Origin of the sequence: Undibacterium sp. Di26W (assembly GCF_049340265.1) — a bacterium.
Taxonomy (GTDB): Bacteria; Pseudomonadota; Gammaproteobacteria; order Burkholderiales; family Burkholderiaceae_D; genus Undibacterium.
Genome location: NZ_JBMPOR010000015.1, coordinates 125,029 through 150,120 on the forward strand (window position 1 = coordinate 125,029; position 25,092 = coordinate 150,120).

The 25,092-nt window shown below is 51.2% G+C and carries 17 protein-coding genes; 8 read left to right on the forward strand and 9 right to left on the reverse strand.

Going from position 1 to position 25,092, the window contains the following annotated elements:
* Positions 1–255 precede the first annotated feature (255 nt).
* Positions 256–4,005, reverse strand: coding sequence for a methionine synthase (gene metH / locus ACO0LM_RS17800; RefSeq protein ID WP_423038576.1), 3,750 nt, complete (start codon positions 4,003–4,005; stop codon positions 256–258).
* A 692-nt stretch (positions 4,006–4,697) separates the two neighbouring features.
* Between metH and ACO0LM_RS17805 the strand changes: the two genes are divergently transcribed.
* Together ACO0LM_RS17805 and ACO0LM_RS17810 are read left to right on the forward strand one after the other, a co-directional pair.
* On the forward strand, positions 4,698–6,665 hold the full coding sequence (locus tag ACO0LM_RS17805) for a DUF4214 domain-containing protein (RefSeq protein WP_423038577.1): 1,968 nt from the start codon (positions 4,698–4,700) through the stop codon (positions 6,663–6,665).
* Positions 6,666–6,997: 332 nt separating this feature from the next.
* Positions 6,998–9,334 (forward strand): DUF4214 domain-containing protein, encoded by a 2,337-nt coding sequence (locus tag ACO0LM_RS17810; protein ID WP_423038578.1) that lies wholly within the window; start codon positions 6,998–7,000, stop codon positions 9,332–9,334.
* 104 nt (positions 9,335–9,438) lie between these two features.
* Here the strand turns inward: ACO0LM_RS17810 and ACO0LM_RS17815 are convergent, their stop codons facing one another.
* Positions 9,439–10,392, reverse strand: coding sequence for a TerC family protein (locus ACO0LM_RS17815; protein WP_423038579.1), 954 nt, complete (start codon positions 10,390–10,392; stop codon positions 9,439–9,441).
* Positions 10,393–10,394: 2 nt separating this feature from the next.
* Positions 10,395–11,081, reverse strand: a complete 687-nt coding sequence (locus tag ACO0LM_RS17820) for a Bax inhibitor-1/YccA family protein (protein ID WP_423038580.1) — start codon at positions 11,079–11,081, stop codon at positions 10,395–10,397.
* A gap of 179 nt (positions 11,082–11,260) precedes the next feature.
* Between ACO0LM_RS17820 and nhaR the strand changes: the two genes are divergently transcribed.
* Complete coding sequence (gene nhaR, locus ACO0LM_RS17825) at positions 11,261–12,175, forward strand: transcriptional activator NhaR (protein ID WP_423038581.1); 915 nt, start codon at positions 11,261–11,263, stop codon at positions 12,173–12,175.
* An 84-nt stretch (positions 12,176–12,259) separates the two neighbouring features.
* Here the strand turns inward: nhaR and ACO0LM_RS17830 are convergent, their stop codons facing one another.
* The 4 genes from ACO0LM_RS17830 to def all read right to left on the reverse strand — a co-directional run bounded on the left by ACO0LM_RS17830 (position 12,260) and on the right by def (position 15,187).
* Positions 12,260–12,826 (reverse strand): FlgO family outer membrane protein, encoded by a 567-nt coding sequence (locus ACO0LM_RS17830; RefSeq protein WP_423038582.1) that lies wholly within the window; start codon positions 12,824–12,826, stop codon positions 12,260–12,262.
* The gene (locus ACO0LM_RS17835; protein ID WP_423038583.1) at positions 12,826–13,503 is read right to left on the reverse strand and encodes a hypothetical protein; all 678 of its coding nucleotides are present in this window, start codon (positions 13,501–13,503) and stop codon (positions 12,826–12,828) included. The genes ACO0LM_RS17830 and ACO0LM_RS17835 overlap by 1 nt, the downstream gene beginning before the upstream one ends.
* 206 nt (positions 13,504–13,709) lie before the next feature.
* Positions 13,710–14,663 carry a methionyl-tRNA formyltransferase gene (fmt, locus tag ACO0LM_RS17840; RefSeq protein ID WP_423038584.1) on the reverse strand — a complete coding sequence of 318 codons (954 nt, stop codon included), beginning with the start codon at positions 14,661–14,663 and terminating at the stop codon, positions 13,710–13,712.
* Positions 14,663–15,187 carry a peptide deformylase gene (def, locus tag ACO0LM_RS17845; protein ID WP_423038585.1) on the reverse strand — a complete coding sequence of 175 codons (525 nt, stop codon included), beginning with the start codon at positions 15,185–15,187 and terminating at the stop codon, positions 14,663–14,665. Before def ends, fmt begins: the two co-directional genes overlap by 1 nt.
* Positions 15,188–15,347: 160 nt before the next feature.
* On the opposite strand from def, the gene ACO0LM_RS17850 reads away from it, so the two are divergent.
* From ACO0LM_RS17850 to ACO0LM_RS17870, 5 genes are all read left to right on the forward strand, one after another.
* Positions 15,348–16,451, forward strand: a complete 1,104-nt coding sequence (locus tag ACO0LM_RS17850; protein ID WP_423038586.1) for a LysM peptidoglycan-binding domain-containing protein — start codon at positions 15,348–15,350, stop codon at positions 16,449–16,451.
* 12 nt (positions 16,452–16,463) lie between these two features.
* Positions 16,464–17,552: a DNA-processing protein DprA gene (gene dprA / locus ACO0LM_RS17855; RefSeq protein ID WP_423038587.1), complete on the forward strand. Its 1,089-nt coding sequence runs from the start codon at positions 16,464–16,466 to the stop codon at positions 17,550–17,552.
* Between the two features lie 209 nt (positions 17,553–17,761).
* Positions 17,762–18,226 carry a DUF494 family protein gene (locus tag ACO0LM_RS17860; RefSeq protein ID WP_423038588.1) on the forward strand — a complete coding sequence of 155 codons (465 nt, stop codon included), beginning with the start codon at positions 17,762–17,764 and terminating at the stop codon, positions 18,224–18,226.
* 168 nt (positions 18,227–18,394) lie between these two features.
* Positions 18,395–20,974 carry a DNA topoisomerase III gene (locus ACO0LM_RS17865; protein ID WP_423038589.1) on the forward strand — a complete coding sequence of 860 codons (2,580 nt, stop codon included), beginning with the start codon at positions 18,395–18,397 and terminating at the stop codon, positions 20,972–20,974.
* A gap of 124 nt (positions 20,975–21,098) precedes the next feature.
* Entirely contained in the window at positions 21,099–23,882 is a 2,784-nt protein-coding gene (locus ACO0LM_RS17870) for a DUF1631 family protein (protein WP_423038590.1), read from the forward strand.
* A 10-nt stretch (positions 23,883–23,892) separates the two neighbouring features.
* Here the strand turns inward: ACO0LM_RS17870 and ACO0LM_RS17875 are convergent, their stop codons facing one another.
* Positions 23,893–24,813, reverse strand: a complete 921-nt coding sequence (locus ACO0LM_RS17875; RefSeq protein ID WP_423038591.1) for a cation diffusion facilitator family transporter — start codon at positions 24,811–24,813, stop codon at positions 23,893–23,895.
* Positions 24,814–24,855: 42 nt separating this feature from the next.
* Positions 24,856–25,092: hypothetical protein (locus ACO0LM_RS17880; protein ID WP_423038592.1), on the reverse strand; the 237-nt coding region annotated here is incomplete at its 5' end.

Sequence of the window (25,092 nt, forward strand, 5' to 3'; positions counted from 1 at the left end):
TAGAGTGCCTTCCGCTTGCGCGACGACGCATGGCTGCGTTGCAAATGCTCGCGATAGCTCACTATCGCTGTGCATAAGTGTTAACCTTGCCTTGCCCTGATCGCCGGGCAAGCGTCTTTCACTTCTGTTTCAACTGTTACAGTCCACTAGAGCTCATTCCTCCAGATGAACTGAGTGCCAGGTAACGCCAATGGCCTAAAGCTGTTCTCAAAAAATAGCCTTGAGAGGTTTGAGGGCAGCTATAGAGGCAGCGGATTACAGGTTCGGTGCCAGCCAGCGTTCGACTTCTTCCTTGGGCGCACCGCGTCGTGCGGCCATATCTGTGACTTGATCATCGGCGATTTTACCAACGCTGAAATATTTGGATTCAGGGTGGGCGAAGTAAAAGCCTGAGACAGCCGCACCCGGTATCATGGCCCATGATTCGGTGATATACATCTCGATTTCTTCACATTGCATCTGCTTGAACATGTCAGTCTTCACCGTATGTTCCGGGCAAGCCGGGTAGCCAGGGGCCGGACGTATGCCTTTATAGCTTTCCTTGATCAGTTCTTCATTGCTGAGTACTTCATCGCTTGCATAGCCCCACAGGTCTTTACGCACGCGTTCATGCAGGTACTCGGCAAAGGCTTCGGCCAGACGGTCTGCCAGTGACTTCAGCATGATACTGCTGTAATCATCATGCGCATCTTCAAAGCGCTTTTCATACTTTTCTATACCCAGGCCGGCAGTGACTGCGAACATGCCTATGTAATCCTGTATGCCGCTGTCTTTTGGTGCGATGAAATCAGACAGGCATTGATTTGGCCTTTGCACGCCATCGATGATGGGTTTTTCGGTTTGCTGACGGGTGCCGTAATAGGTGAATGCGACCTGGCTGCGCGTTTCGTCCGTATAGATTTCTATGTCATCGTCATTCACGGTATTGGCGGGCAGCAGTGACACCACGCCGTTGGCTGTCAGCCAGCGGCCTTCGACGATTTTTTTCAGCATGGCCTGGCCTTCGGCAAATACTTTGGTGGCTGCTTCACCGACGACTTCATCGGTCAGGATGGCAGGATACGGGCCAGCCAGGTCCCAGGTCTGGAAGAATGGGCCCCAGTCTATGTAGTTGGCGATGGTCGCCAGATCGACATTCTTGAAGAGGCGACGACCAATGAATTTCGGCCTGAGCGGCGCATTGCTACCGCTGAAGTCCACTTTCATTTTATTTGCGCGTGCCTGAGCCAGGCTTAACATCGGCGTGGCTTTTTTATTTGCATGCTGCGTGCGGATACGGTCGTAATCGCTGCCAAGATCGGCGATGTATTGATCGCGGCTTTCTGGTGTCAGTAGCGATTGTGCGACAGAGACTGAGCGTGAAGCATCAGCCACATACACCACTGGGCCTTCATAGTTGGGCGCTATTTTGACGGCAGTATGGGCGCGGCTGGTGGTGGCACCACCGATCAGCAGCGGGATTTTCAGCATGCGGAAATGCGGGTCACGCTGCATTTCTTTAGCGACATACGCCATCTCTTCCAATGACGGCGTGATCAGGCCGGACAGGCCGATGATGTCGGCATTCTCGGCCTTGGCCTTGGCCAGGATTTCTGAACAAGGCACCATCACACCCATGTTTACCACTTCAAAATTATTACATTGCAAGACTACGGTGACGATGTTCTTGCCGATGTCATGCACATCACCCTTGACGGTGGCGATAACGATCTTGCCCTTGGGTTTATTGTCGCCGCTGCGCTTCTTTTCTTCTTCGATATAGGGGATCAAATGCGCCACAGCCTGCTTCATGACACGCGCAGATTTCACCACCTGTGGCAAAAACATCTTGCCCTGGCCAAACAGGTCACCGACGATATTCATGCCCGCCATCAGCGGGCCTTCGATCACCTGGATAGGGCGGCCGCCAGCATCCATAATGGCGGCACGGGCTTCTTCCGTATCTTCCACGATCCAGTTGGTAATGCCATGCACCATCGCATGTGACAGGCGTTTTTCTACCGGGTCCTTACGCCATTCCAGCGTGGCTTCTTCTTTCTTGCCGCCCGCTTTTAAAGTAGCAGCAATTTCTATCATGCGCTCGGTGGCATCTTCGCGACGGTTCAGTACCACGTCTTCCACCCGTTCACGCAATTCAGCATCGAGTTCGCTGTACACGCCGACCATGCCGGCATTCACGATGCCCATGGTCATGCCGGCCTTGATGGCGTGGTACAGGAATACGGTATGAATGGCTTCACGTGCCGGGTCATTGCCGCGGAAAGAGAAACTCACATTGGATACCCCACCGCTGATCTTGGCACCGGGCAGGTTCTTGTGTATCCAGTCGGTCGCTTCGATAAAGTCGACGGCGTAATTATTATGTTCTTCGATACCGGTGGCGACCGCGAAAATATTCGGATCGAAAATGATATCTTGCGGATCAAAATCCAGACTGTCGACCAGCAGGCGGTAAGCACGTTCGCAGATTTCCACCTTGCGTGCATAGGTATCCGCTTGGCCTTTTTCATCAAAGGCCATGACGATGACGGCCGCACCGTAGCGTTTGCACAGTGTGGCCTGGCGCAGGAATTCTGCCTCGCCTTCTTTCATGGAAATCGAATTGACGATGGCCTTGCCCTGCACGCATTTCAGGCCTGCTTCGATGACTGTCCATTTCGACGAATCGATCATGATAGGCACACGGGCAATATCGGGTTCGGATGCAATCAGGTTCAGGAAGCGTGTCATCGCTGCCAGCGAATCCAGCATGGCTTCATCCATATTGATGTCGATGACTTGCGCGCCGTTTTCTACTTGCTGGCGGGCGACCGCCAGCGCTTCATCGTATTGCTCATTCAGGATCAGGCGCGCAAACGCTTTTGAGCCGGTGACATTGGTACGTTCACCCACGTTCACGAACAGCGATGTTTCATCGATCGTGAAAGGTTCCAGGCCAGACAGGCGCATGGCCGCCGGTATGGTGGGGATATCACGCGGTGTGCGGGTTTGCAATATGTCGGCAATCGCCTTGATATGCGCAGGCGTGGTGCCACAGCAGCCACCGGCAATATTGATGAACCCGGCTTCGGCAAATTCTTTCAGCAAGGCTGAGGTATCGGCGGGCAATTCGTCAAAGCCGGTATCGCTCATGGGATTGGGCAGGCCGGCATTCGGGTAAATACAGACAAAGGTGTCGGCAATTTTTGACAGTTCTTCTGCATACGGGCGCATCAGGGCGGCACCCAGCGCGCAGTTCAAGCCCACAGTCAGTGGCCTGGCATGGCGCACTGAATTCCAGAAAGCTGGTACGGTCTGGCCCGACAAAATACGGCCAGATGCATCCGTCACCGTGCCGGAAATCATGATCGGCAGGCGGGTGCCGGTTTCTTCAAAAAACTGGTCAATGGCAAACAGTGCAGCCTTGCAGTTCAGCGTATCGAAAATGGTTTCCACCAGCAGTACGTCAGCACCACCTTCGACCAGGCCACGGGTTTGTTTCAGGTAGGCCGCTACCAGTTGATCAAACGTCACATTACGCGCTGCCGGGTCATTCACGTCTGGTGAAATCGATGCTGTCTTTGGCGTCGGGCCCAGGGCACCAGCCACATAGCGTGGCTTATCCGGTGTCGAATATTTATCGCAGGCAGCCCGCGCAATCCTGGCCGAGGCGACATTCATCTCATAGGCCAGATGCGCCATATGGTAATCATCTTGCGCAACGGTAGTGGCGCCAAAGGTATTGGTTTCTATCAGGTCGGCACCGGCGGCCAGATATTGTTCATGGATTTCGGCTATTACATGCGGCTGTGTCAGCGACAGTAGTTCGTTATTGCCCTTGACGAAGAGTTCACGCACGGTTTCCGGGCCGGCAAAGTCCTTGAAACGCTCGCCGCGATAATCTTCTTCCGTCAGTTTATAGCGCTGTATCATGGTACCCATGGCGCCATCGAGTATCAGTATGCGTTGTTGCAACATCTCGCGCAAACGGGTTTCGAGGGCAGATACAGGCAGGGTCGTAGTCATGATGTTTACTCAAAAAAGCAGGGCTTATGCAAAATTGTTGCAGCAAGAAATAAACGGCAGCAGTTTTGTATCAGTCCTGATAAAACAAAACCCGATCGGCTCATGCATGCAGGCGGATCGGGCGACGTCCTTTTAGCAGCACTTATTACGCGCCCGCAATCTGAATCTCAAATCGGCGCAACAGAGCATAAATTATACGTCAAATCAAGGGCTTGGGTCGAGGATGCTGGTTTTGAACTGCATCCGGACAACACGGGGCCGGTCAGAATAAGTCTTACACGGGCCTCGACATGGTTTTTAAGCCACGCCCACAGCCTGGGTCTCAATCGACTAAATAATTGTTCATACTGCCAATTTGTAATAGTTTGTTACAATAGCGCTCGAATAAAAGTCGGCTCGCATAGCGGATAGTCTCGTGGAGCGAGGTATTCGGCTCTAGGGTCAGGAATGGAAAGCGCAGCAAAAGCCGGATCAACAGGTAGAAGACCATTGCAAACAAGTCAAGAAACCTGTTTTCAATTGATGCCACAGTTGAAAGCGCCATATTTGTCGCATGGCTGCAAATGCATTTCCTTCCCCATCCTCGTCCTGATATCGCAGCCCGCCTTGTTCGGTCTGATTATTGTCGCGCTTATTCATATTGATTTGATGTTATTTAACATCGCTCTTCCTTCAGATAGAAAGGTTGTTTCATGGGCATTAACGCCAGCACCATACAAAAACTGTACATCGCTTACTTCAGTCGGCCAGCCGATGTCGCCGGTTTGCGTTATTGGGAAGGACAACTTGATGCGAATGCAATTTCTATCTCAGGACTTGCACAATCTTTCAGTGAGCAGATTGAATATAGAAATACCTATGGCGGTAAATCTACGGTGGAGGTTATTACTGCCTTATATCAAAATTTATTCGACCGCGCACCTGATGCAGATGGCTTGCAATACTGGGCCACACAGATTGATACCAAGGTGGTCAATATCGGTACGGCGGCACTTGCTATCTTGAATGGTGCTCCTGCACAATCAAAAGATGGTCTCACCATTGCAAACAAGGTGAACTTCTCCACGCAATTCACTGCCAGCCTGGATACCTTGGCAAAGGCCGTCAGCTATAGTGAGCAGTATGGTTTTACCACGATGCGTGAAATTCTGAAAAAAGTGACTTCAGCTTCAGAGCTTCCTTCGTTGCAGCCTAAAACTTTGCTCGACTTCCCCGCATCCATGAATATCGTGAATGCGGACGAGATGTCCAAAGGAACTAGTTTTACGCTGGATTTAAAGAATCTGGCAGTGAATGTTGGCTATTCGCTGGAACTGATGTTGGATGGAAAATCATTTTCCCCTCCGGTCAGGCATGTTGTTACGGCAACGGATATGTCTCTGATGAGCGCCCCTATAGAATTGCCAGGGAATGCATTCTGGGGCTTTGATGGCATCAAAAAATTTGGCGTGAAAGTGAATGACATTTTTGGTAATACCGGTGAAATAGGGGGGCAGGTCAGTTTGCTGCTCCGAACGCTGCCACCAGCGAAACCCCTCGCTGTCGTTGTGAGCGCAGAACAGAATGGGATGCGCCATATAGAAATCAGCATATCTGCAGGTCAGATGAATGGTGGATATATCGTCTTGGGCCCTGAGGCAAAACCATTCGCTATCGACGATACAATTTCTGCAACAGACACCAAGCTGGTTTTTGATGTGAGCGCACAAAATTTCAGCTCTCTGTTTGGCACTTATGGATACTTTGTATCCGAATATGATGCTGCGGGCAATGTGACCAGATTCCAGTTATCAGATGTTCCCAATACGATCAGTTATGGTGTCAACTCAGTACTGACTCCGGCAAAAAATGTCACTTTCACGGCGGTAGGTGGAAATGTCATGGCGAATACCGTTAATGCCACCAATACAGGCTTGATCGTAACTGCAGATATAGTTCCCGGTGAAGCGAGTGGCACTACGGCATCCCTGGCTCTGGCTGGCATGTCTTTCGAAAGCAGAAAAATTGAGGCAACTGATAATAAAGTTGTTTTTGAAATTAATGCCGGTAATCCCTTTGTACTTAAAACATGGCTGGCCGCAGGGGGTATTCCCAAAATCTCTTTATCCAATGACAAGGGAACATATGCCACTTCCCAGGGGGGTAACGCATTATTCGCTTCCTATACTGAAGGGGAAAAAATTGAAGGTGCGATCAATCCACCCAGCAATTTAACGATCACGCCTTTAGGAGGACGCATTACGTCAAGTGGGCCGGGTCAAGTTGTGTTTAACGGAACGAATGTTGCCTTCCATGCTGAAGCGACCATCACAGCGGGACAAGCTGTAGATGGACGTGCCGAGCTTTGGATAGGGAACAAGATCGTCTCGCTTGATACTTACATCGGCATGAAAGATAGCAAGGTCACATTTGATATTACGTCTGCTCCTTTGGTTGCCTACGACCCCAAGCATTTGCAGACAAATGTGCCGTCTGGCGGTAAGGCGGTAGTGAAGCTTTTTGATCGTGCTGGTCACGTCGTCAGCAGTACTGAAAGTATCATCGTTGTGACAAATTATTCATCGACATCCTTCGCAGCAGATCATGAGAATCTGTCACAGGAGATCTCCATTGTCGGAAGTCATAGCAATGTTGATATTTCGTCCCTGGTATTGCCATGAATAGTTGCAAGAACAAATTATGCTAAAAAAGTACATCCCGGTCATGCTGTGATTTGTCAAAGGAACTTGCAAGTTGGGCCGGGTCAGTGACGCCTATTGCCCTCTTGTCAACGCAGTATCAACACCCAATTCATCCCATAACTGGTTTGTGGCTGGCTGGCGCTTTGTATCGTCAAGATGCTTTATGCACATTCACTTTGAATGAATTGTTTTTAATTTGTATGTATACACGTGCATGACACTTTTTGGTTCAACGTCGTAATACATCCTGCGGTAATAAAAATTTAGTAATTTATCAATATTTAAAATCACTTACTAGAAAGTCTTTCTAAATGGGTATTAATGCCAGCACAATACAAAAACTGTATATCGCTTACTTCAACCGTCCAGCTGACGTGGCCGGCTTGCAATATTGGGAAGGGCAGCTTGATGGCAATAAAATTTCTATTGCTGGCCTGGCGCAGTCATTTAGTGAGCAAGCTGAATATGCAGCGACTTATGGTGGAAAAAGTACCGCAGATGTCGTTACCGCTTTGTACAAAAATCTGTTTGGCCGGGTACCGGACGCAGATGGCTTGAAATACTGGGCAACGCAGATAGATACGCGCGCAGTCAATCTTGGCACGGCTGCATTGGCCATTCTGAATGGCGCGACGCCAGACAGCCTTGACGGTATCACGATCCAGAACAAACTTAATTACTCTGTCAATTTCACGGCCAGTCTGAATACGACAGAAAAAGCAAACCTGTATAGCTCTGCTTATACCTTCGAAGTCATGCGTGGCATCTTGTCAGGTGTGACAGCAACGAGCTTGCCTCCTACCCTGATACCAAGTCTGCCGCTGAAAATCGCCGAAGCCACAAATGGCATTAATGATGCTGAGAGAATGCTGGGCATGGATGTAGTGGTTGACCTGAAAGGGGTACAGATTTCAACAGGTTATAAACTTGAATTGATGAACGGCAATAGCTCTTTCTCTATTCCAGTTACGCATATTTTGACAACTGCAGAAGTGGATGCACAAAAAGCAGTCTTGCATATTCCAGGTGGCATTAACTGGGGTGTCGATGGTGCAAAATCTCTTGGTATTAAGGTAACCGACATCTTTGGAAATTCAGGAGGTATTGGTGCACGAACACCGATAGTACTGGATACGACAGCACCGCTATTGCCTGTAAGCGGTGTTTACACGACTACCTGGGTCAATCAATCTCCGGTTGGGCTGGACTTTGTAATGGGTGAAATTCACTACCCTATCATGTCCGGGATAATGACTGGTGGCTCGGCGACCATTTTAGAAAACAGTACGGTAGTTGCCAAGATATCCAATATCAGCACCAGCGCTACGTCACTGGATTTCTATATTGACCCCCAAATAGCAAAACAAGTTTACAACGATTACTATAAAAACAATAATTTAAGCTTGGTCCTTACTGATCAAGCAGGTAATACCGTAACGACAAAATTGAAAGACTATCAAATATTTCCGAAACTCAATGAAAAGACTGGCACACCCGCCTCCAACATCACCATCTCTTCTTCCAGTGGAAATACCTATTTGTCGGTGTCGGCAAATATTAATGGCTTGGAGTATTTAACCGGTAAAGCTTATTTGAAAATCAATGGTCAAGTTGTCGCTAGCGATAATATAATTTTTACGAGTGACCGTACGGTGAATTTTGAAGTGCTATCTGCCAATAGCGTGCAGATTCAAAATCTCATCAATGCTGGTGGGATTGTATCTGTCGACATGGTAGATATGAATGGTAGAGTGATCGAGAGTATCAATAATCCTGTTCTGGGTAGTAATCAATTTGGCAGTCACACAACATTGAGTTCAACGGCAGTGCCGCTGACTTTGCCAAGCAAAGCTGTATATGTCACTTCATATTTAAAGACGCTTACTTCTGGCATCGATGTTGGAATCGGTGAAATTCAGTTCCTCGTTGTTGCAGGTCATAATACTGGCGGATCGGCAACACTCATGGAGAACGGCGTTGTGCTCGCTAAAATACCTTATATAGGTGCTGGCGACAAAATGCTGGATTTCGTATTTGACTCAAAGCTCGCAAGCCAGGTCTATGACGATTTTCATTACAAAAATAATTTAAGTCTGGTTTTGACGAGTGCGACTGGTTATTCAATCACCAGTAAATTGTCTGATTTCGAAATAGGATATGACTCAAAAAAGATGGATGGAAAGGCAGCTACAAATATCACCCTGATACCGGTTGGCGGAAATGTGACGGGTAATACCGTCAATAGTTCGAATATCAACCTGATGGTCAAGGCCACAATCAATGGCAACGAGTACTTTGGGCAGAAAGCCTTTCTGAAGCTCAATGGGGAAATTATTGCAATAGACGACCTGATAAATTTTAACGACACCACGGTCGACTTTAATCTTGGGGCATCTGATAACGTACAGTTGCAAGCTATAGTGAAAGCCGGGGGTATCATTTCCGTAGCCATGCTGGATATGAACGGAAAGATTGTTGAAAGTTCTGCCAATCCCTATCTGGTTGCTAGTTTCAATTCTGTATCTGCCTCAAGTGTAAATGATACTGTGGACCAGTTACAAATACAGACACTAGTAGTCGCTACGCCGGAAACAGTTGGACTTATTGGCCAGATACACCAGGTGCAGCACATGGATTTCTCTTCCTGATTAAAAAAAAGCACATCACGGTCAAGCTGTGATGTGCCAAAGGGACTCATGTATTGGTTACTGCATCAGCGCTTTAGCGCGTGGATTGCCACTTTAATTCTGCTTTAGTTCTTTTTCCTGCTGACAAACAGACTGGCGATAATGGACGTGCCAAGCAGGCCGGCTATCACCATCAGCGATATGCCGGTTGGCACATGCATCCATTTCACGATCAGCATCTTGATACCAACAAACATCAGCACAAAGGCCAGGCCGAATTTCAGCAGATGGAAGCGGTCTGCCATGTCTGCCAGCAAGAAGTACAGTGCCCGCAGGCCTATGATGGCAAAGATGTTGGATGTGAAGACGATGAACGGGTCGGTCGTCACTGCAAAAATCGCCGGGATGGAATCTACTGCAAAGATCACGTCAGAAATTTCTATCAATATCAACACCAGAAACAGCGGCGTGAAAAGACGTTTGCCATCTATCTTGACGGTGAATTTTTCCCTGTGAAACTCTTTTGTAAATGGTAGTAATTTTTTCGCCAGGCGCAATACCGGATTGGCTTCCAGATCAGGTTCCTGTTCTGCTGCCACCAGCATGCGCATACCGGTGATCAGCAGGAAGATACCGAACAGGTACAACACCCATGAGAACTGGGCTACCACCCAACTGCCGGCCAATATCATGATGATGCGCATGACGATCGCGCCCAGCACGCCATACAGCAAGACCTTGCGCTGATATTGGGCTGGTACTGCAAAGTGACCAAAGATCAGCAGGAAGACAAACACATTGTCGACCGACAGCGATTTTTCTATGACGTAGCCGGCCAGGAATTCCGTAGCCTTGGCAGTAGCAATTTCACGACCTACGGTGTCCGACAAATAAATCCACAGGCCAAAATCGAATAGCAAGGCCAGGCTGACCCAGACGAGTGACCATGCCGCCGCTTCCCGGACGCTGACTTTGTGGGCGCGCGAGCCACCAAGGGCCAGCACGTCGATTGCCAACATGAGTAAGACAAAGCCGATAAATACTGCCCACATCCAGGGTTGAGCGACGGTATGCAACATTATTATTCTTTCTCGACAATACCCAGCAAATGCAGCAGGCTGGTGAACAGGTTAAATATCGTGATGTACAGACTGACGGTTGCCATGATGTAGTTGGTTTCGCCGCCATGGATGATATTGCTGGTTTCAAACAGGATCATGCCTGACATCAACAACACCATGACTGCGGAAATCGTCAGCGACAGGGCAGGGATCTGGAAGAAAATCGCGCCCAGGCTGGCAACAAAAGCCACCAGCATGCCGACCATCAAAAAACCAGCCATGAAGCTGAAATCACGTTTGCTGATCAGTACATAGGCGGACAGGCCCATGAAGATCAGGCCGGTCATGGCCATGGCCGTCATGACGATGCCGGTACCGCCTGGCATGCCGAGATAACGGGTCAGGATGGGACCCAGGGTGTAACCCATGAAACCGGTCAGTGCAAAGACGGACGCAATGCCCCAGCCGCTGTTTTGCAATTTGGTGGTGGCAAACAAGAGGCCAAAGTAGCCGACCAGGGTCAGCAATATGCCTGGACCCGGAATGGCGAATGTGATGGTGGCGGCCGCTGTCATTGCTGAAAACAGCAAGGTCATCGACAGCAACATATAGGTATTACGCAACACCTTGTGGCCAGCACTGACGCTGCCATCCACGTAGGACACTGTTTGCGCGTCACCTTGGGTGGAACGACTGACAATTTTCATGCTTTTCTCCTGAAATGTTGAGGTAACGCATCAAGAGCGAATTACCCCACCTTCTCAACAGAAGGTAATGAAAGTGTAGACCGTGCTAACAAACAATAAAAGTCGAATATAATTGAATTTTACTTCGTAAAAACAGATGTATTGATACACTGATATGTTCATCATTGATAGCTTCCTCTATGCCTACCCTTAATTACAAACACCTGCATTACTTCTGGATGGTAGCCAAGGCAGGCAGTATTGCCCGTGCTAGTGAGCAACTACATCTGACACCACAAACCATCAGTGCCCAGTTGAGCCTGTTTGAAGAAATGCAGGGTGAGGCACTGTTCCGCAAGAGTGGGCGCAACCTGGAATTGACCGAGGCTGGCCGGCTGGTGTTGAGCTACGCAGAGGATATTTTTGCTTTGGGACAAGAACTGGAAGAAGTCTTGCACCACAGGCCGACAGAAAGAACCGTGCAGCTAAGGGTTGGCGTATCGGATGCGCTGCCCAAGGCGCTGGCGTATCGCCTGCTTGAGCCCGCCCTGAAGCTACCGCAGACTTTGCGTATTAATTGCCGCGAAGGCAAGATGGAAGTCTTGCTGGCCGATCTGGCGACCCACAAGCTGGATGTGGTGATGTCTGACAGCCCCATGCCGACCACGGTGAATGTACGTGGATATAGCCATTTGCTGGGTGAATGCGGCATCAGCTTTTTTGGTACGTCTGCCTTGCGCCAGCAATATTCGCGTGATTTTCCGCACAGCCTGGAGGCCGCACCATTTTTATTGCCGGGGGAAGATGCCGCGCTGCGCGCCAAGCTATTGCACTGGTTTGATCAGCAGGACTTGCACCCGCGTATCGCCGGCGAGTTTGATGACAGTGCGCTCATGAGTGCCTTTGGCCAGGCGGGTGCCGGTTTTTTTGCCGCCCCCAGTGTGATTGCCGATATGCTGATACGTCAATATGATGTGCAGATGCTGGGGCAGACCGATGATATCCGCGAGCAGTTTTATGCCATTTCAGTGCAACGCAAGTTGACCCATCCTGCGGTATTGGCGATCAGCCGGGCGGCACGCAGCGATTTGTTTGGCAGCGATAGCGAGTTGTAGGGGGGAGGGCAATATGGGCAGCAAAAACAAAAAGGCGACAATGTTGCCACTGTCGCCTTTTTTCATGCTTACAAGGTATCCGGCTTAACGACGACCCAGCAAAGCCTTGACCGTTTTGTCCATCGGAATGGCGTAATCAACCGTGCTGATGACGACATTGTCAACCGGGCGTATCAGCTTCAGGTTAACAAATACCAGTTTGTCGCTTTCAGCATAGGTGCCGACGATGACCGCCTGGGCGCTATGGTTTTGGGCCACATCCTTGATTTCCCTGGTCAACAGGAATTCACCGACGTTTTGTCGCATGAAAACCTTGTCGCGGAATTTCATCTCTATCATCTTGTAGCCGCTACGGGTAAATTGCCCCGATACCTGCTCGGCGACGATACGACCGAAAGTGGATGAATCTTCGAGTGAATTGATATTGGCCAAGGTGGCAACGATCAATGTACGGGAAGGATCAATGTTTTGACCAGCGTTGGCGATCAGCGCCGCAGCTGCGCGTTGGTTGGCGGGAATAAATTCATTGGCTTCGGCGTCTTTCCAAGTGGGTACAGCTGCAGCCGTGGCCGGCGAATTGTTAAAACCCAGGCTGGAACAGGCGCTCAGCGCCACAACAGACGCGATTGCGAGAGCTGCTTTTTTCATCATTATTGACCCCCAACGACTCGGAAATTGAAGTCGGTTTCTTTGTTATACAGTATCCAGTCGATGTCGCTGACATAGTAGGCATCAGTACGACGCGCTACGAACTGCAAGTTTTTAACCAGTGAAGTGGTGACGATCAATTCATATCTTGGTGTAGGACCTTTGGCATATTCCTGGTTAATCCAGTGCGTCCAGTCATACGCCGCAGCCAGGCCCAGGCCACCCAGTACGGCATCGGTTTTGACCGGAATGCCCAGACCATGGACGGCAGCAATGCCAGCACCAATGGCGGCGACACTGACAAAGCGTGTGTTTTGATGGCGATAAGGAGAGAAGCGAACCAGCTCGGTTTCGATATCGATGACCTGTGCCGTACCATCATTCACTTTTCTGACTACGACACCCTGATTGACCAGGCTGGTGATGATCTGGTTGTAAAACGCCTCAGTGAACTTACTGTTCTGTTGCGGCGGAGTTACATAGACCGGCGCACCAATCTTGTCAGTACCAAGTTTGATTTGATCGGCGACATCTTTTGCAATCAGGAGCCAATGCGACGCAGCCTGCAATTTATTTTGCGTGGTCGTCGGGAAATTACCCGCCAGCGGAGTTTCACTGTATGGAGTTGTACAACCTGCCAACAGTCCGGCTGCCAGGGCAATGGGAAGAAGTTTCTTCATGAGCTCACCTTTTTTAGGTCTTTGTCAGAGTTTTTGTTATCGAAAACAATAATGGCAATAATTCAGTGTAAGAGAATACAACAAGTAGCGGCAAGCAACAAAGATTTTGCTTGCAATAGGGCATTAATTGGACGCTTCCCTTCTATATAGCGCATATCAAGGCCCGAAACCGGCCAATATGTAGCTTTTTTGCTTCACTCTTTGATTCAATCGAAACAATTGCCGACGATAAAATCAAAGCCTTTTAGAAATTCGCTGACCAAAAGTCGCTTGCCTCCGGCTTTTTGTAGTTCAATTAATTCTAACGCACCTTGCCCGCAAGCCAGCACAATTCCTGTTGTACTGGTCGCCAGTATCTGTCCTGGTACTGCTGGTGTCGAAGTCGCAACAGCTCTGGCACGCCAGATTTTGATGCTGTTGCCGACATAGTCTGCATGCGCACCGGGGAAGGGGTTGAATGCCCGGATCTTGCGTTCCAGCACATCGGCAGGTAGCTTGAAATCGAGTGCGGCTTCGGCTTTGCTGATTTTGGCGGCATAACAGACACCGTCTTCCGGCTGCACAGTGGCCTTGAGTGCGCCTTGCTCCAGACGCCTGAGGGCATCGACGATCATCGCACCACCCAGGTTGGCCAGTTTGTCATGCAGGCCACCGGTGGTGTCATCCGTAGCAATCGGCAGCGATTGCATCAACAGCATGGGGCCAGTATCGAGGCCTTCTTCCATTTGCATGATGGTGATGCCAGTTTCGCTGTCGCCCGCTTCTATCGCCCGGTGTATCGGGGCAGCGCCACGCCAGCGTGGCAGTAGCGAACCATGGATATTCAGGCAACCGAGACGAGGAATATGCAATACCGACAGCGGCAGTATCAGGCCATAGGCGGCCACCACCATCACATCATGCGGTGTGGATAGCAGCAGATCATGTGCCTCTTTGGCAACATCCGGGTATTTGCCGTCCAGCCGCAAGGACACGGGTTGGGCGACAGGGATACCATGTTGTTGCGCAAATTGCTTGACGGCTGATGCATGCAATTGCATGCCGCGCCCAGCGGGACGGTCCGGCTGGGTGAATACCAGTGGTATCTCGAAACCGGCTGCGTGTATCGCCTGCAACGCGGTGGCTGCAAATTCGGGTGTACCTGCAAAAATGACACGCATCAGCGCTCAGCCCGCTTGCGCTGTTCTTCGCGTTCTTCCTTCAGCATCTTGGTTTTGATGCGATTGCGTTTCAGCGGCGACAGGTATTCGACAAATACCTTGCCTTTCAGATGATCCATCTCATGCTGTACACAGACTGCCAGCAATTCCGTGGCATGCAGTTCAAACGCCTGGCCGTTGGCGTCAAAGGCACGTACCTTGACTTCTGCCGGACGTTCGACGCCGTCATAAATACCAGGTACAGACAGACAACCTTCGTCGTAAATCTTTTTTTCTTCACTGGCCCACAGAATTTCCGGGTTGATGAATACTTGCAGCTTGTCGTTGGTTTCAGACACATCGATCACCACGATCTGTTCGTGGACATCGACCTGTGAAGCGGCCAGTCCTACGCCTGGTGCGTCGTACATGGTCGCTGCCATATCGGCAACCAAAGTCTTCAGGCGTTCATCAAATTGTGTTACCGGTTTTGCCACTTTATGGAGGCGCGCATCAGGGTAGCGCAGTATATTTAGTATCGTCATAAGACATTTCACAACAAGCCTTGGGACTTATTGCGCAGTTTTTCTTGCTAGTTCAAGGATTTATGGGCAGAATTTGATTCAATTTGGCAAGTTTTGCAAGTTTGCGCCTGCCTGCGCGCATTGCTTGCGGTATTGCGGTATTTTGCATCGGACATAATTCATGAAAAAGTTTAGCACAATCGCTTCTATTCTCGCTGTCAGTTTGCCTTTGATGTCAGCTGAAGTCTTTGCCGCCGGGGCACAGGCGACCACGGCTCAGGCGCAAGCCATCGCCAGTAAGAGCAAGTGCGAATTTCTACCGGACGCACCGGACAAGCATGTGGTTGTGCGGGGGGATACCCTGTGGGGCATTGCCAGCATGTTCCTGAAAAACCCATGGTGCTGGCCAGTAGTCTGGGACATGAATCAGGAAGAGATCCGCAATCCGCACTGGATTTACCCAGGGCAGATCGTGTATTTCGACCGCGCCAATGGTCGTTTGCGTTTGGGCAACCCTGGCGGCGGCCTGCAGACAGAAAAATGGACCCCGCGTTCACGTAACCATGGCTTGGGCGACAATGCGATTCCGGCTATTCCGGCGTCGGTGATAGAGCCTTTCCTGTCACAACCGCTGATCGTGGAAAAGAATGAACTCACTTCTGCGCCCCGCATCATCGGCACCAAAGAGGGCCGTGTAAATCTGGGCCAGGGCGAAAAAGCCTATGTCCGGGGTGATCTTGATGGTGGTACCTCGTTCCAGGTATTCCGCCCTGGTGTACCACTGCATGATCCGGAAACCAAGGCCATCATCGGTTACGAAGCCGTGTATCTGGGTACCGTCAAGCTGGACAAGGAAGCCGATGATGAAGTCAGCGATGTGCACACCTTCCTGGTGGTCAATTCCAAGGAAGAAATGGCAGTCGGTGACCGACTGATGCCGATTCCCCCTACACCCATCCTGAATTATGTACCCCATGCGCCGAAAGACGAAGTGGACGCCAGGGTGGTTGCGGTGTATGGCGGCGTCACAGTGGCTGGTCAAAACCAGATTGTTTCCATCAACCGCGGCAAGGACCATGGACTGAATATCGGCACTGTACTGACCTTGTTTAATTATGGTCCGATCATCGTCGACAAGACAGATAACAACAGGAGCGTCAAGTTACCTGATGAACAAATTGGTCATTTATTCATTTTCCGTGTGTTTGACAATATTTCTTATGGCTTGATCATGCAGGTTATCGATGTGGTCAAAGTTGGTGACGCGGCCCGCTCACCTAAATAAGCATCATCATTTGTGAGTCTGAATCTGGATTTGAGGGATTGGCTAAGGCTGGTACAGACCCCCGGTGTGGGGAATGAAACCGCACGCAAATTACTCGCCAGATTCGGCCTGCCACATCAGGTATTTGCCGCCAGTCACGCGGCCTTGACGGAGGTCGTGACAGACCGCATCGCCAGCGCCGTGCTGGCCGCGGCCTCTACCGAACTTTTGTTGCAGATAGACAAAACCCTGGCATGGTGTGAGCAAGCAGGCAATCTGATACTGACACTGGCTGACAGCGCCTATCCACCAGCACTGCTGGAAATCCCTGATCCGCCAGTACTGATTTACCTGAAGGGGCGTACAGACCTGTTGACCGCCAGCACGATTGCAGTTGTCGGCAGCCGGAATGCGACCACGCAGGGCATCAAGAATGCCGAACAGTTTTCCGAAACGCTCAGCAGTTTTGGCCTGACCATCAGTTCCGGCCTGGCGGCAGGTATTGATGCGGCGGCCCATCAAGGGGCTTTGCGTGGCGCAGGCTCTACCATTGCCGTTATCGGGACTGGGGCCGATATCGTCTACCCGGCGCGTAATCGCAGTCTGGCCCATTTGGTTGCCGAGGGCGGTTGTATCATCAGTGAGTACCCACTAGGCATGCCAGCCATTGCAGCCAACTTCCCACGCCGCAACCGGATTATTTCCGGGCTGGCGAAAGGGGTGCTGGTGGTGGAGGCTGCGGCACAATCTGGTTCACTCATTACGGCACGCATGGCAGCGGAGCAGGGGCGCGAAGTGTTTGCCATTCCTGGCTCGATTCACTCGCCTTTGTCCAGGGGCTGTCATCAACTGATCAGGCAGGGTGCCAAGCTGGTCGAGTCGGCACAAGACATTTTGGAAGAATTGCAACTGCAATTGCCCATGTCGCTGGAAACCCCGGTAGCGTCTGAAGTGCAACCGACGGACCTATTGCAGGCAATAGGTTATGACCCTGTTCATATAGATATGCTGGCACAACGCCTGGGGCAGGATGTGGCCAGCCTGCATGCAGAATTCCTGAACCTGGAACTGATGGGCCAACTGGAATCCCTGCCCGGTGGATATTTCCGTCGCCTTGGCTGATACCCGCATTTTTCCAGCAGGCAGCAGCATTTCACCACTTCCTATATATTAGCAAGCATTTATTCAAACGCATTGCATGGACAGAGAATGAGGTTTGTCGGGCTTATCGTCGCAGGCAGCCAATATGGTGCAAATTAGGCAAGCATACAGATGGCAAGTCTCTTTCGTGGGGGCTTGTTTGAAATCGCAGCAAAGGCTACAGTAGTACTATGTTTGATATTCTTGTTTACCTCTACGAAACTTATTACCGTCCGGATGCCTGTCCTGACACGGCAGCCCTGACAAAAAAATTATCGGCAGTTGGTTTTCCCGAGGATGAAATTTCCGAGGCATTGACCTGGCTGACCGGTTTGGCCCTGACTTCGACAGAGCCTAGCGCTGCCCCCTTAATTTCCGCCGGGTTTCGTGTGTATGCGCAGCAAGAGATTGCTGCTCTGGGTACGCCCGCGATAGGCTTCATCCAGTTTCTTGAATCCGCGGGTTTGCTGAATGCACTCCAGCGCGAAATCGTGGTCGAAAGAGCATTGGTGGTCAACGAATCACCCATGCCTCTGGATAAACTGCGTATCATTGTACTAATGATGTTGTGGAGTCAGGGTGCGGAACCAGACATGCTCATGTTTGACGAATTATTGTTGTCAGATGACGACAGCATCGTAAGGCTTTTGCACTAAACATTTCCCAAAAGGAAGATTTACAGCAAAAATCCGCTGTAGATTACGATTTTTCGCCTACCACGTTTATCATTCCCCGCAAATTTAGGTTAGTCTTACGCTTATTTTGCGAAATGTTGCCTATTAGACATTGGCAACAACGCTTTACCCAATTCGAGAATCCCGAAAATGACAAAAACGCTCATCATTGCCGAAAAACCCTCTGTCGCTAATGACATAGCGAAAGCGCTGGGAGGGTTCACCAAGCATGATGATTATTTCGAATCAGATAATTATGTGCTGTCTTCTGCAGTAGGCCACTTGCTGGAAATTACCGTTCCGGAAGAATACGATGTCAAGCGCGGTAAATGGAGTTTCACCCATTTACCCATGATCCCGCCGCATTTTGCCCTGAACCCGATTGCCAAGACCGAGTCACGACTCAAGGTCTTGAACAAACTGATCAAGCGCAAGGATGTCACCGGCCTCATTAATGCATGTGACGCGGGCCGCGAAGGGGAGTTGATTTTCCGTTTGATCGCCCAGCATGCCAAGGCCAAGCAGCCGATCAGCCGCCTGTGGTTGCAATCCATGACCACCGGTGCGATACGCGATGGCTTCCAGAAATTGCGCAGCGATACCGAGATGATGCCTTTGGCCGATGCCGCCCGCTGCCGTTCTGAAGCGGACTGGCTGATCGGTATCAACGGCACCCGCGCCATGACCGCCTTCAATTCCAAAGAAGGGGGCTTTTACCTGACCACGGTTGGCCGGGTACAGACACCGACGCTGTCTATCGTGGTGGAGCGCGAAGAAAAAATCAAAAAATTCGTGTCCCGCGATTACTGGGAAGTGCGTGCTGAATTTGTGTGCGCTGCCGGTATTTATGAAGGCCGCTGGCAAGATCACCAGTTCAAGAAAGATGAACACGACCCAGAGAAAAGAGCCGAGCGCCTGTGGAGTAAGGCCGCTGCCGAATCCATCGTTGCCGCTTGCCGTACTCGTCAGGGCAGTGTTACCGAAGAATCCAAACCGGCTACGCAAATCGCGCCGCCCCTGTTTGACTTGACCAGTTTGCAGCGTGAAGCCAATGCCCGTTTCGGTTTTTCTGCCAAAAATACCCTGGGCCTGGCCCAGGCCCTGTATGAAAAACACAAGGTCCTGACTTATCCGCGTACCGATTCCCGCCATTTGCCGGAAGATTATTTACCTACCGTCAAAGAGACTCTGGGCACGATTGCTGAAACCAATAATTACCACCAGTTTGCTTCGCAAATCCTGAAGAACAACTGGCTCAAGCCGAACAAGCGTATCTTCGACAACACCAAGATCAGTGATCACTTTGCGATCATTCCTACTGGCCTGGCACCGAAGAATCTGTCCGAGCCTGAACAAAAACTGTATGACCTGGTCACACGCCGTTTCCTGGCAGTGTTCTTCCCATCCGCAGAATTCCAGGTGACTACCCGTATTACTGAAGTATCCGGCCATCAGTTCAAAACGGAAGGCAAGGTCATGACCAGCGCTGGCTGGCTGGCGATTTATGGCAAGGATGCGCTGGAAGAAAAAGACGGCGAAAGCAAAGGTACGCTGGTTGCTGTTGCCAAAGGCGAAAAAGTCTTGACCGATCAGATCACCGCCAATGGGCTGGTGACCAAACCGCCTGCCCGCTATAGTGAGGCGACGCTGTTGTCCGCCATGGAAGGCGCTGGCAAGCTGGTCGATGATGGGGATTTGCGTGAAGCCATGGCGGGCAAGGGCCTGGGTACACCAGCCACCCGCGCTGCCATCATTGAGGGTTTGCTGAACGAGAAATATCTGTTGCGTGAAGGCCGCGAAATGATGCCTACCGCTAAAGCCTTCCAGTTGATGACCTTGTTGCGCGGCTTGGGGGTAGATGAATTGACCTCGCCAGAATTGACTGGTGAATGGGAATATAAATTGTCCCAAATGGAAAAAGGCAAGATCAGCCGCGAAGAATTCATGCGCGAAATTGCCCAGATGACGCAGATCATCGTCAAGCGCGCCAAGGAATACAACAACGACACCATCCCCGGTGACTATGCGACCCTGAAAACACCCTGCCCACATTGCGGGGGCGTGGTCAAGGAAAACTATCGCCGTTTTGCCTGTACCAAGTGTGAATTCTCCATGAGCAAGACCCCCGGCAGCCGTCAGTTTGAAGTGGCCGAGGTGGAAGAATTATTGGCCAAGCGTGAAATTGGCCCGCTGCAAGGTTTCCGCTCCAAAATGGGCCGGCCTTTTGCTGCTATATTAAAAATAGTTGCCGATGCTGATCACAATAACCTCAAGCTGGAATTTGACTTTGGTCAGAGTCAGGACGAAGGCGAAGATGGTGAAGGTGTCGATTTTTCTGAACAAACTTCACTCGGACCTTGTCCAAAGTGCGGTAGCGGTGTGTATGAACTGGGTTTGGCTTACGTCTGTGAAAAAACCGTTGCCAAACCCAAGGCTTGTGATTTCCGTAGTGGGCGCATTATTTTGCAGCAAGAAATTTTGCCTGAACAAATGGGCAAACTGCTCAATGATGGCAAGACAGACTTGTTGCCGGGATTTATCTCCCAGCGCACGCGTCGGCCGTTCAAGGCTTTCCTGGTCCGTGGCAAGGATGGCAAGGTCAGCTTTGAATTTGAAGAGCGCAAAGCAAAAGCCCCTGCCGCCGCCAAGGCCAAAGCCAAGGCAGAACCAGAGGCAGAAGTTGCCGCTCCGGTAAAGAAACCGGCCGCCCGCAAGAAAAAGGCAGCCTGATTACAGGGTCTGTACTGCTTGGTGGCCAAGCTACTGTCACGTCAGCGTGTCGCGTAACAGTCGCGGCATGTTGGCGGCAGTTTCCCGTCTAGTTTAAACGTGTTCTTCATGTCATAGGATGCACATGGTCGCAAACGAGTCCTTGTCCAGCACTCGCGCTGAATTTTCTCATGCATTTCATCATGTAGTAGAAGGCATTGTGCCGGCTGCTGCGGAAAGCTTGTTGTCAAAAGCAGCGGCCGGCGGCATTTCGTCAACAGAACAAAGATACATGGTCAGTGCGCGCAGCACCCTGCTGGAAAAACGCGACGAGATCATCACGGCGCTGCAGGTCAGTATGGCGCAGTTGCTGGACCGCAGTCTCAGTACCGCCTACAGTACTTTCCGCCCGGCTTCTGCCCTTGAGCACAACAAGGAACTGGCCTTGCTGGATTCGTCCACCTTCGAAAGCACCTTGCGCTTCAATGAAATGACGCAAAACTTTCGCAACCGGTCCGAACAACTGATCATTGATCTGAATATCCGCATAGCCGTACTGTTTGGGCAGGAGGACATTCGCGAGCGCGAAAATCCGTTCCGCCCTTATCTGGTGTCACGCTGCATTTTCCTGGCGATAGAAGGACTAAAACTGCTGCCAGAGACCGAGGCCATACTGATAGAACAACTCGGCGAAAGCCTGTCTACAGGGATGTCAACCGTCTACCAGGCGGCGAATAACGCACTTGAACAACAGGGGATCAGCGCCCACCTGTCACTGAAAATCACCAAGGCTCCCGAAAAACCGCAAGCGCGAGGGACCGCTGCTGGCGGTGGCCAGGCAGCGGCGGGCCCGGGTTATTCGTCCATGCAGACAGGTATCTTCCCCGGCGTGCAGTCAGCAGCGCAGGTCGGTGTGTCGACTGTCGGCGCATTTGGTGCTTTTGGTGTTGCCGGTCGGCCGCAGGCGATACAAAATCCTGGCATGCGGCTGGAGCAGTTGTTCCAGTCTGTGCGTGGCAAGCCCGCATCGCCTGTTGTGGCAACCGGCCCAACCGCAGCGGCGGCAGCATCTTCGGGTGGGCAAGTACCCGCTACTTATGGTGCCGGCCTGCCAGTTATTTCCATGCCCGCCACTGCGCCTGCCAGCCCGGCACCGGCCTGGTTGCAGGGGGCAACCGCTTTGGGCGGGGCCTTGCGCCGTGCTTTTGGGGAAGCTCCGGCCGCTCAGGCACCTGTTCAGTATCAGGGCGCTGCAGATGCCCTGCCTTACCATTCCAGCGCTCCTGCTGCGACAGCACCGGCCACCGCTGGCATATCGACCAGCACCAACCTGTTTAAATCTGCGCAGTCTGGCAATGCCGGTAGCAGTGGCCACGAGATGATACAAGTGCCTGCCGCCATGCTGGCAGCACATTTGCAAAATATAGAAAGCCAGCTCAGGCAGAAAATTGAACCCAGCGTGGTGTCGGGCGCATCGATGGCCCTGGGCAAGGTACTGGGGCAAATGCACAAGGTCATGGCGCCAGAAAGCGCCGCCATGACCGATGGGCATGGGGATATCCGCAATTTGCTGCGCGAGCAGAAAGATGCCCTGTACAGCCTGGCGCAAGACAGCGATGAGCAAATGACCGTCGATATTGTCTCCATGCTGTTTGAATTCATGCTGTCTGACGAACTGGTACCGCTTTCCATGCGGGTGGAACTGGGACGTTTGCAGTTCATGATTCTGCAACTGGCACTGAAGGACAAAGACTTCCTGACCAACGAAAAACATCCGGCGCGCCTGCTGTTTAACCGCATTTGCTCGGTCGCCTTTTGTGCCCAGCAAATTGACGATGTTGAGCCGATCACCGAAGAGATTTCCCGCATCATCAAGACCATGTTGCGGCATGATTCTGAAGTTCCTGAACTTTTTTCGCGCATACAAAATCGTTTTGAAACCTTCGTCACCAGGGAGCTGCGTACCAATCAGGCCCCGGTCAGGCGCACCGTCAAGGCCGTAGGCGAATCAGAAATCCGCTTCATGCGCTTTGCCTGCATCGCTGCCGTCATGAGCAAGGCCTTGTCAAAACTGACTGTGGAAGCATCTTTCCGCAGCTTTTTCCGAATCAACTGGGTGGCTGCCATAGAAATGGCCGAACGCACCGATTCCATACAGGCACGGCGTTATCGTCTGCTGGTGCCGGACTTGTTGTGGAGCGTCTATCCCAAGACTGAGGCGGATGACCGCAATTTGCTGTCTTCCATGCTGCCGGCGATGCTGGGCACCTTGCGCCATGGCCTGGATTTGATAGGCTGGGAAAAAACCAAGCAGCAAAAACTCATGAACTGGCTGGCAGAGGCGCATTCCAATGCCCAGCGCGGCATCAGCGAAGGCAAGCCACCACAGCCGGTCAGCCTGCCGCAAATGCATGAGCGTTTTGAACAGTTCACCAATCAGGCGGACACCATAGAGCATTCCGAAATTCAGGAGCATGATTTTGCGCGCGAGCAATTCATGATTGAAGTATTGGCAGAGATCGATCTGCCCGCCAAGATACTCGACAAAGAATTAAAAAAACAAAGCGCAGCCACTGAGGGCTTCATTCCAATGGAAATCAGTCCGAACAAATCGGACAAATCGGACAAATCGCAGCAAGATAAATATCAGGACCGCATCATCAGTGCCGCCATGCTGGATTTCAAAACCCCGCAGTACAAGGGGCGTGCCTGCATACGCTGGGTCAATCCGAATGGCAGCAACGTGGTGCTGAGCATGAGCGGGGAAGAGTTCCCCGGCATACTCAGCATGTCCGCCCTGTGTGAATTACTGGATCAGGGAAAAATCCGCTTTGTCGAAACCGAAGCCATGTTCGAGCGCGCCATCCACTCCCTGATCAAGTCCGCTGATGCCATGGACAATGAAGTGCCTGATCAGGCCATACGGTAGAGTTACAGCTTTAGTCAGTCGTGGTATCCACATCCGGCTCAAAGAAACACCATTTGGCTTGTGGCCATTGAGCCTGTATGCTTTCTTCTACCTCGTTGATGGCAGCAATCAAGGCCTGATCCGACCCCTGGCGCTGCATCTTTGCCTGCACCGCGATCATCAGTTGCTCACCCCATTGCAGGGTAATCAGGTTGATAACATGATCGACATGCGGGTGAGACTCGATGTGTTTGCGGATTGCTTCATTGACTTCCGGTGCAGCAGATTCACCGGTAATCATTGCCTTGACTTCCCTGATGACAAAGAATGCGACTGCCATCAAGAGTATGCCGACCACGATAGAGCCTATCGCATCCCAGATCGGGTTACCGGTCAGTACCGACAACACCACCGCAACAAAGGCGACGGCCAGACCTGCCAGCGCCGCGATATCTTCACCAGCCACCACCATCAACTCGGATTGACGGGTTTCGCGGAACCAGCGAAAGAAAGACTGGTCACCGGCAATCTTGCGTATCTCACGCATCGCACCGTACAGGGAAAACCCCTCCAGCAATACCGATACTCCCAGGACTACCAGTGCAACCATGGGATTCTTCAATTGTTCCGGATGTTTCAGGCGTTCCACACCCTCCATCACGGAAAACGCCCCACCAAGAAAAAACAGCAGCAAGGCCACCATCATCGCCCAGAAATACACCACACGCCCATACCCCATAGGATGCGCCGCATCCACAGGGCGCTGGGCTTGTTTTAAACCTATCAGCAGGAAGACCTGGTTAATACAGTCCGCCAGAGAGTGAATCGCCTCTGCCAGCATGGCACCGGAAGCGGTAAAGATGGCCGCCCCGAACTTGGCCAATGCAATACCGCCATTCGCCCCCAGCGCGTAAAAAATTGCCTTGGTTGAACCTTCTGAATTCGCAGACATGGAAATAATTAAAAAGTGGGAAAAACCTAACCTTACTTGATATCACTGCCAATAATCAATCAGACAATGTGCAAAGGTAGGGTGCACCGTTGCGCCCTTCCGCTTAACCGCGTGCAAGCCAAGAAGCATAGTAGGGTGCGCCGCGCGCACCACCCCTACAAAACCCGCCAACGCCGCCCCACCAAAGAACCCGCTAAATAATTTCCCCAAGGTACTTGCAAAGTGAGTGGAAGGTTTGCTATAGTTCGCCTCCCGCTGAGAAGCGGGGATGAGAGAAGA

Excerpts from the sequence above, each read along its gene's own strand:
- metH (WP_423038576.1), bottom strand. The coding sequence starts at position 4,005 with ATGACTACGACCCTGCCTGTATCTGCCCTCGAAACCCGTTTGCGCGAG.
- ACO0LM_RS17805 (WP_423038577.1), top strand. The coding sequence starts at position 4,698 with ATGGGCATTAACGCCAGCACCATACAAAAACTGTACATCGCTTACTTC.
- ACO0LM_RS17810 (WP_423038578.1), top strand. The coding sequence starts at position 6,998 with ATGGGTATTAATGCCAGCACAATACAAAAACTGTATATCGCTTACTTC.
- ACO0LM_RS17815 (WP_423038579.1), bottom strand. The coding sequence starts at position 10,392 with ATGTTGCATACCGTCGCTCAACCCTGGATGTGGGCAGTATTTATCGGC.
- ACO0LM_RS17820 (WP_423038580.1), bottom strand. The coding sequence starts at position 11,081 with ATGAAAATTGTCAGTCGTTCCACCCAAGGTGACGCGCAAACAGTGTCC.
- nhaR (WP_423038581.1), top strand. The coding sequence starts at position 11,261 with ATGCCTACCCTTAATTACAAACACCTGCATTACTTCTGGATGGTAGCC.
- ACO0LM_RS17830 (WP_423038582.1), bottom strand. The coding sequence starts at position 12,826 with ATGATGAAAAAAGCAGCTCTCGCAATCGCGTCTGTTGTGGCGCTGAGC.
- ACO0LM_RS17835 (WP_423038583.1), bottom strand. The coding sequence starts at position 13,503 with ATGAAGAAACTTCTTCCCATTGCCCTGGCAGCCGGACTGTTGGCAGGT.
- fmt (WP_423038584.1), bottom strand. The coding sequence starts at position 14,663 with ATGCGTGTCATTTTTGCAGGTACACCCGAATTTGCAGCCACCGCGTTG.
- def (WP_423038585.1), bottom strand. The coding sequence starts at position 15,187 with ATGACGATACTAAATATACTGCGCTACCCTGATGCGCGCCTCCATAAA.
- ACO0LM_RS17850 (WP_423038586.1), top strand. The coding sequence starts at position 15,348 with ATGAAAAAGTTTAGCACAATCGCTTCTATTCTCGCTGTCAGTTTGCCT.
- ACO0LM_RS17860 (WP_423038588.1), top strand. The coding sequence starts at position 17,762 with ATGTTTGATATTCTTGTTTACCTCTACGAAACTTATTACCGTCCGGAT.
- ACO0LM_RS17865 (WP_423038589.1), top strand. The coding sequence starts at position 18,395 with ATGACAAAAACGCTCATCATTGCCGAAAAACCCTCTGTCGCTAATGAC.
- ACO0LM_RS17870 (WP_423038590.1), top strand. The coding sequence starts at position 21,099 with ATGGTCGCAAACGAGTCCTTGTCCAGCACTCGCGCTGAATTTTCTCAT.
- ACO0LM_RS17875 (WP_423038591.1), bottom strand. The coding sequence starts at position 24,813 with ATGTCTGCGAATTCAGAAGGTTCAACCAAGGCAATTTTTTACGCGCTG.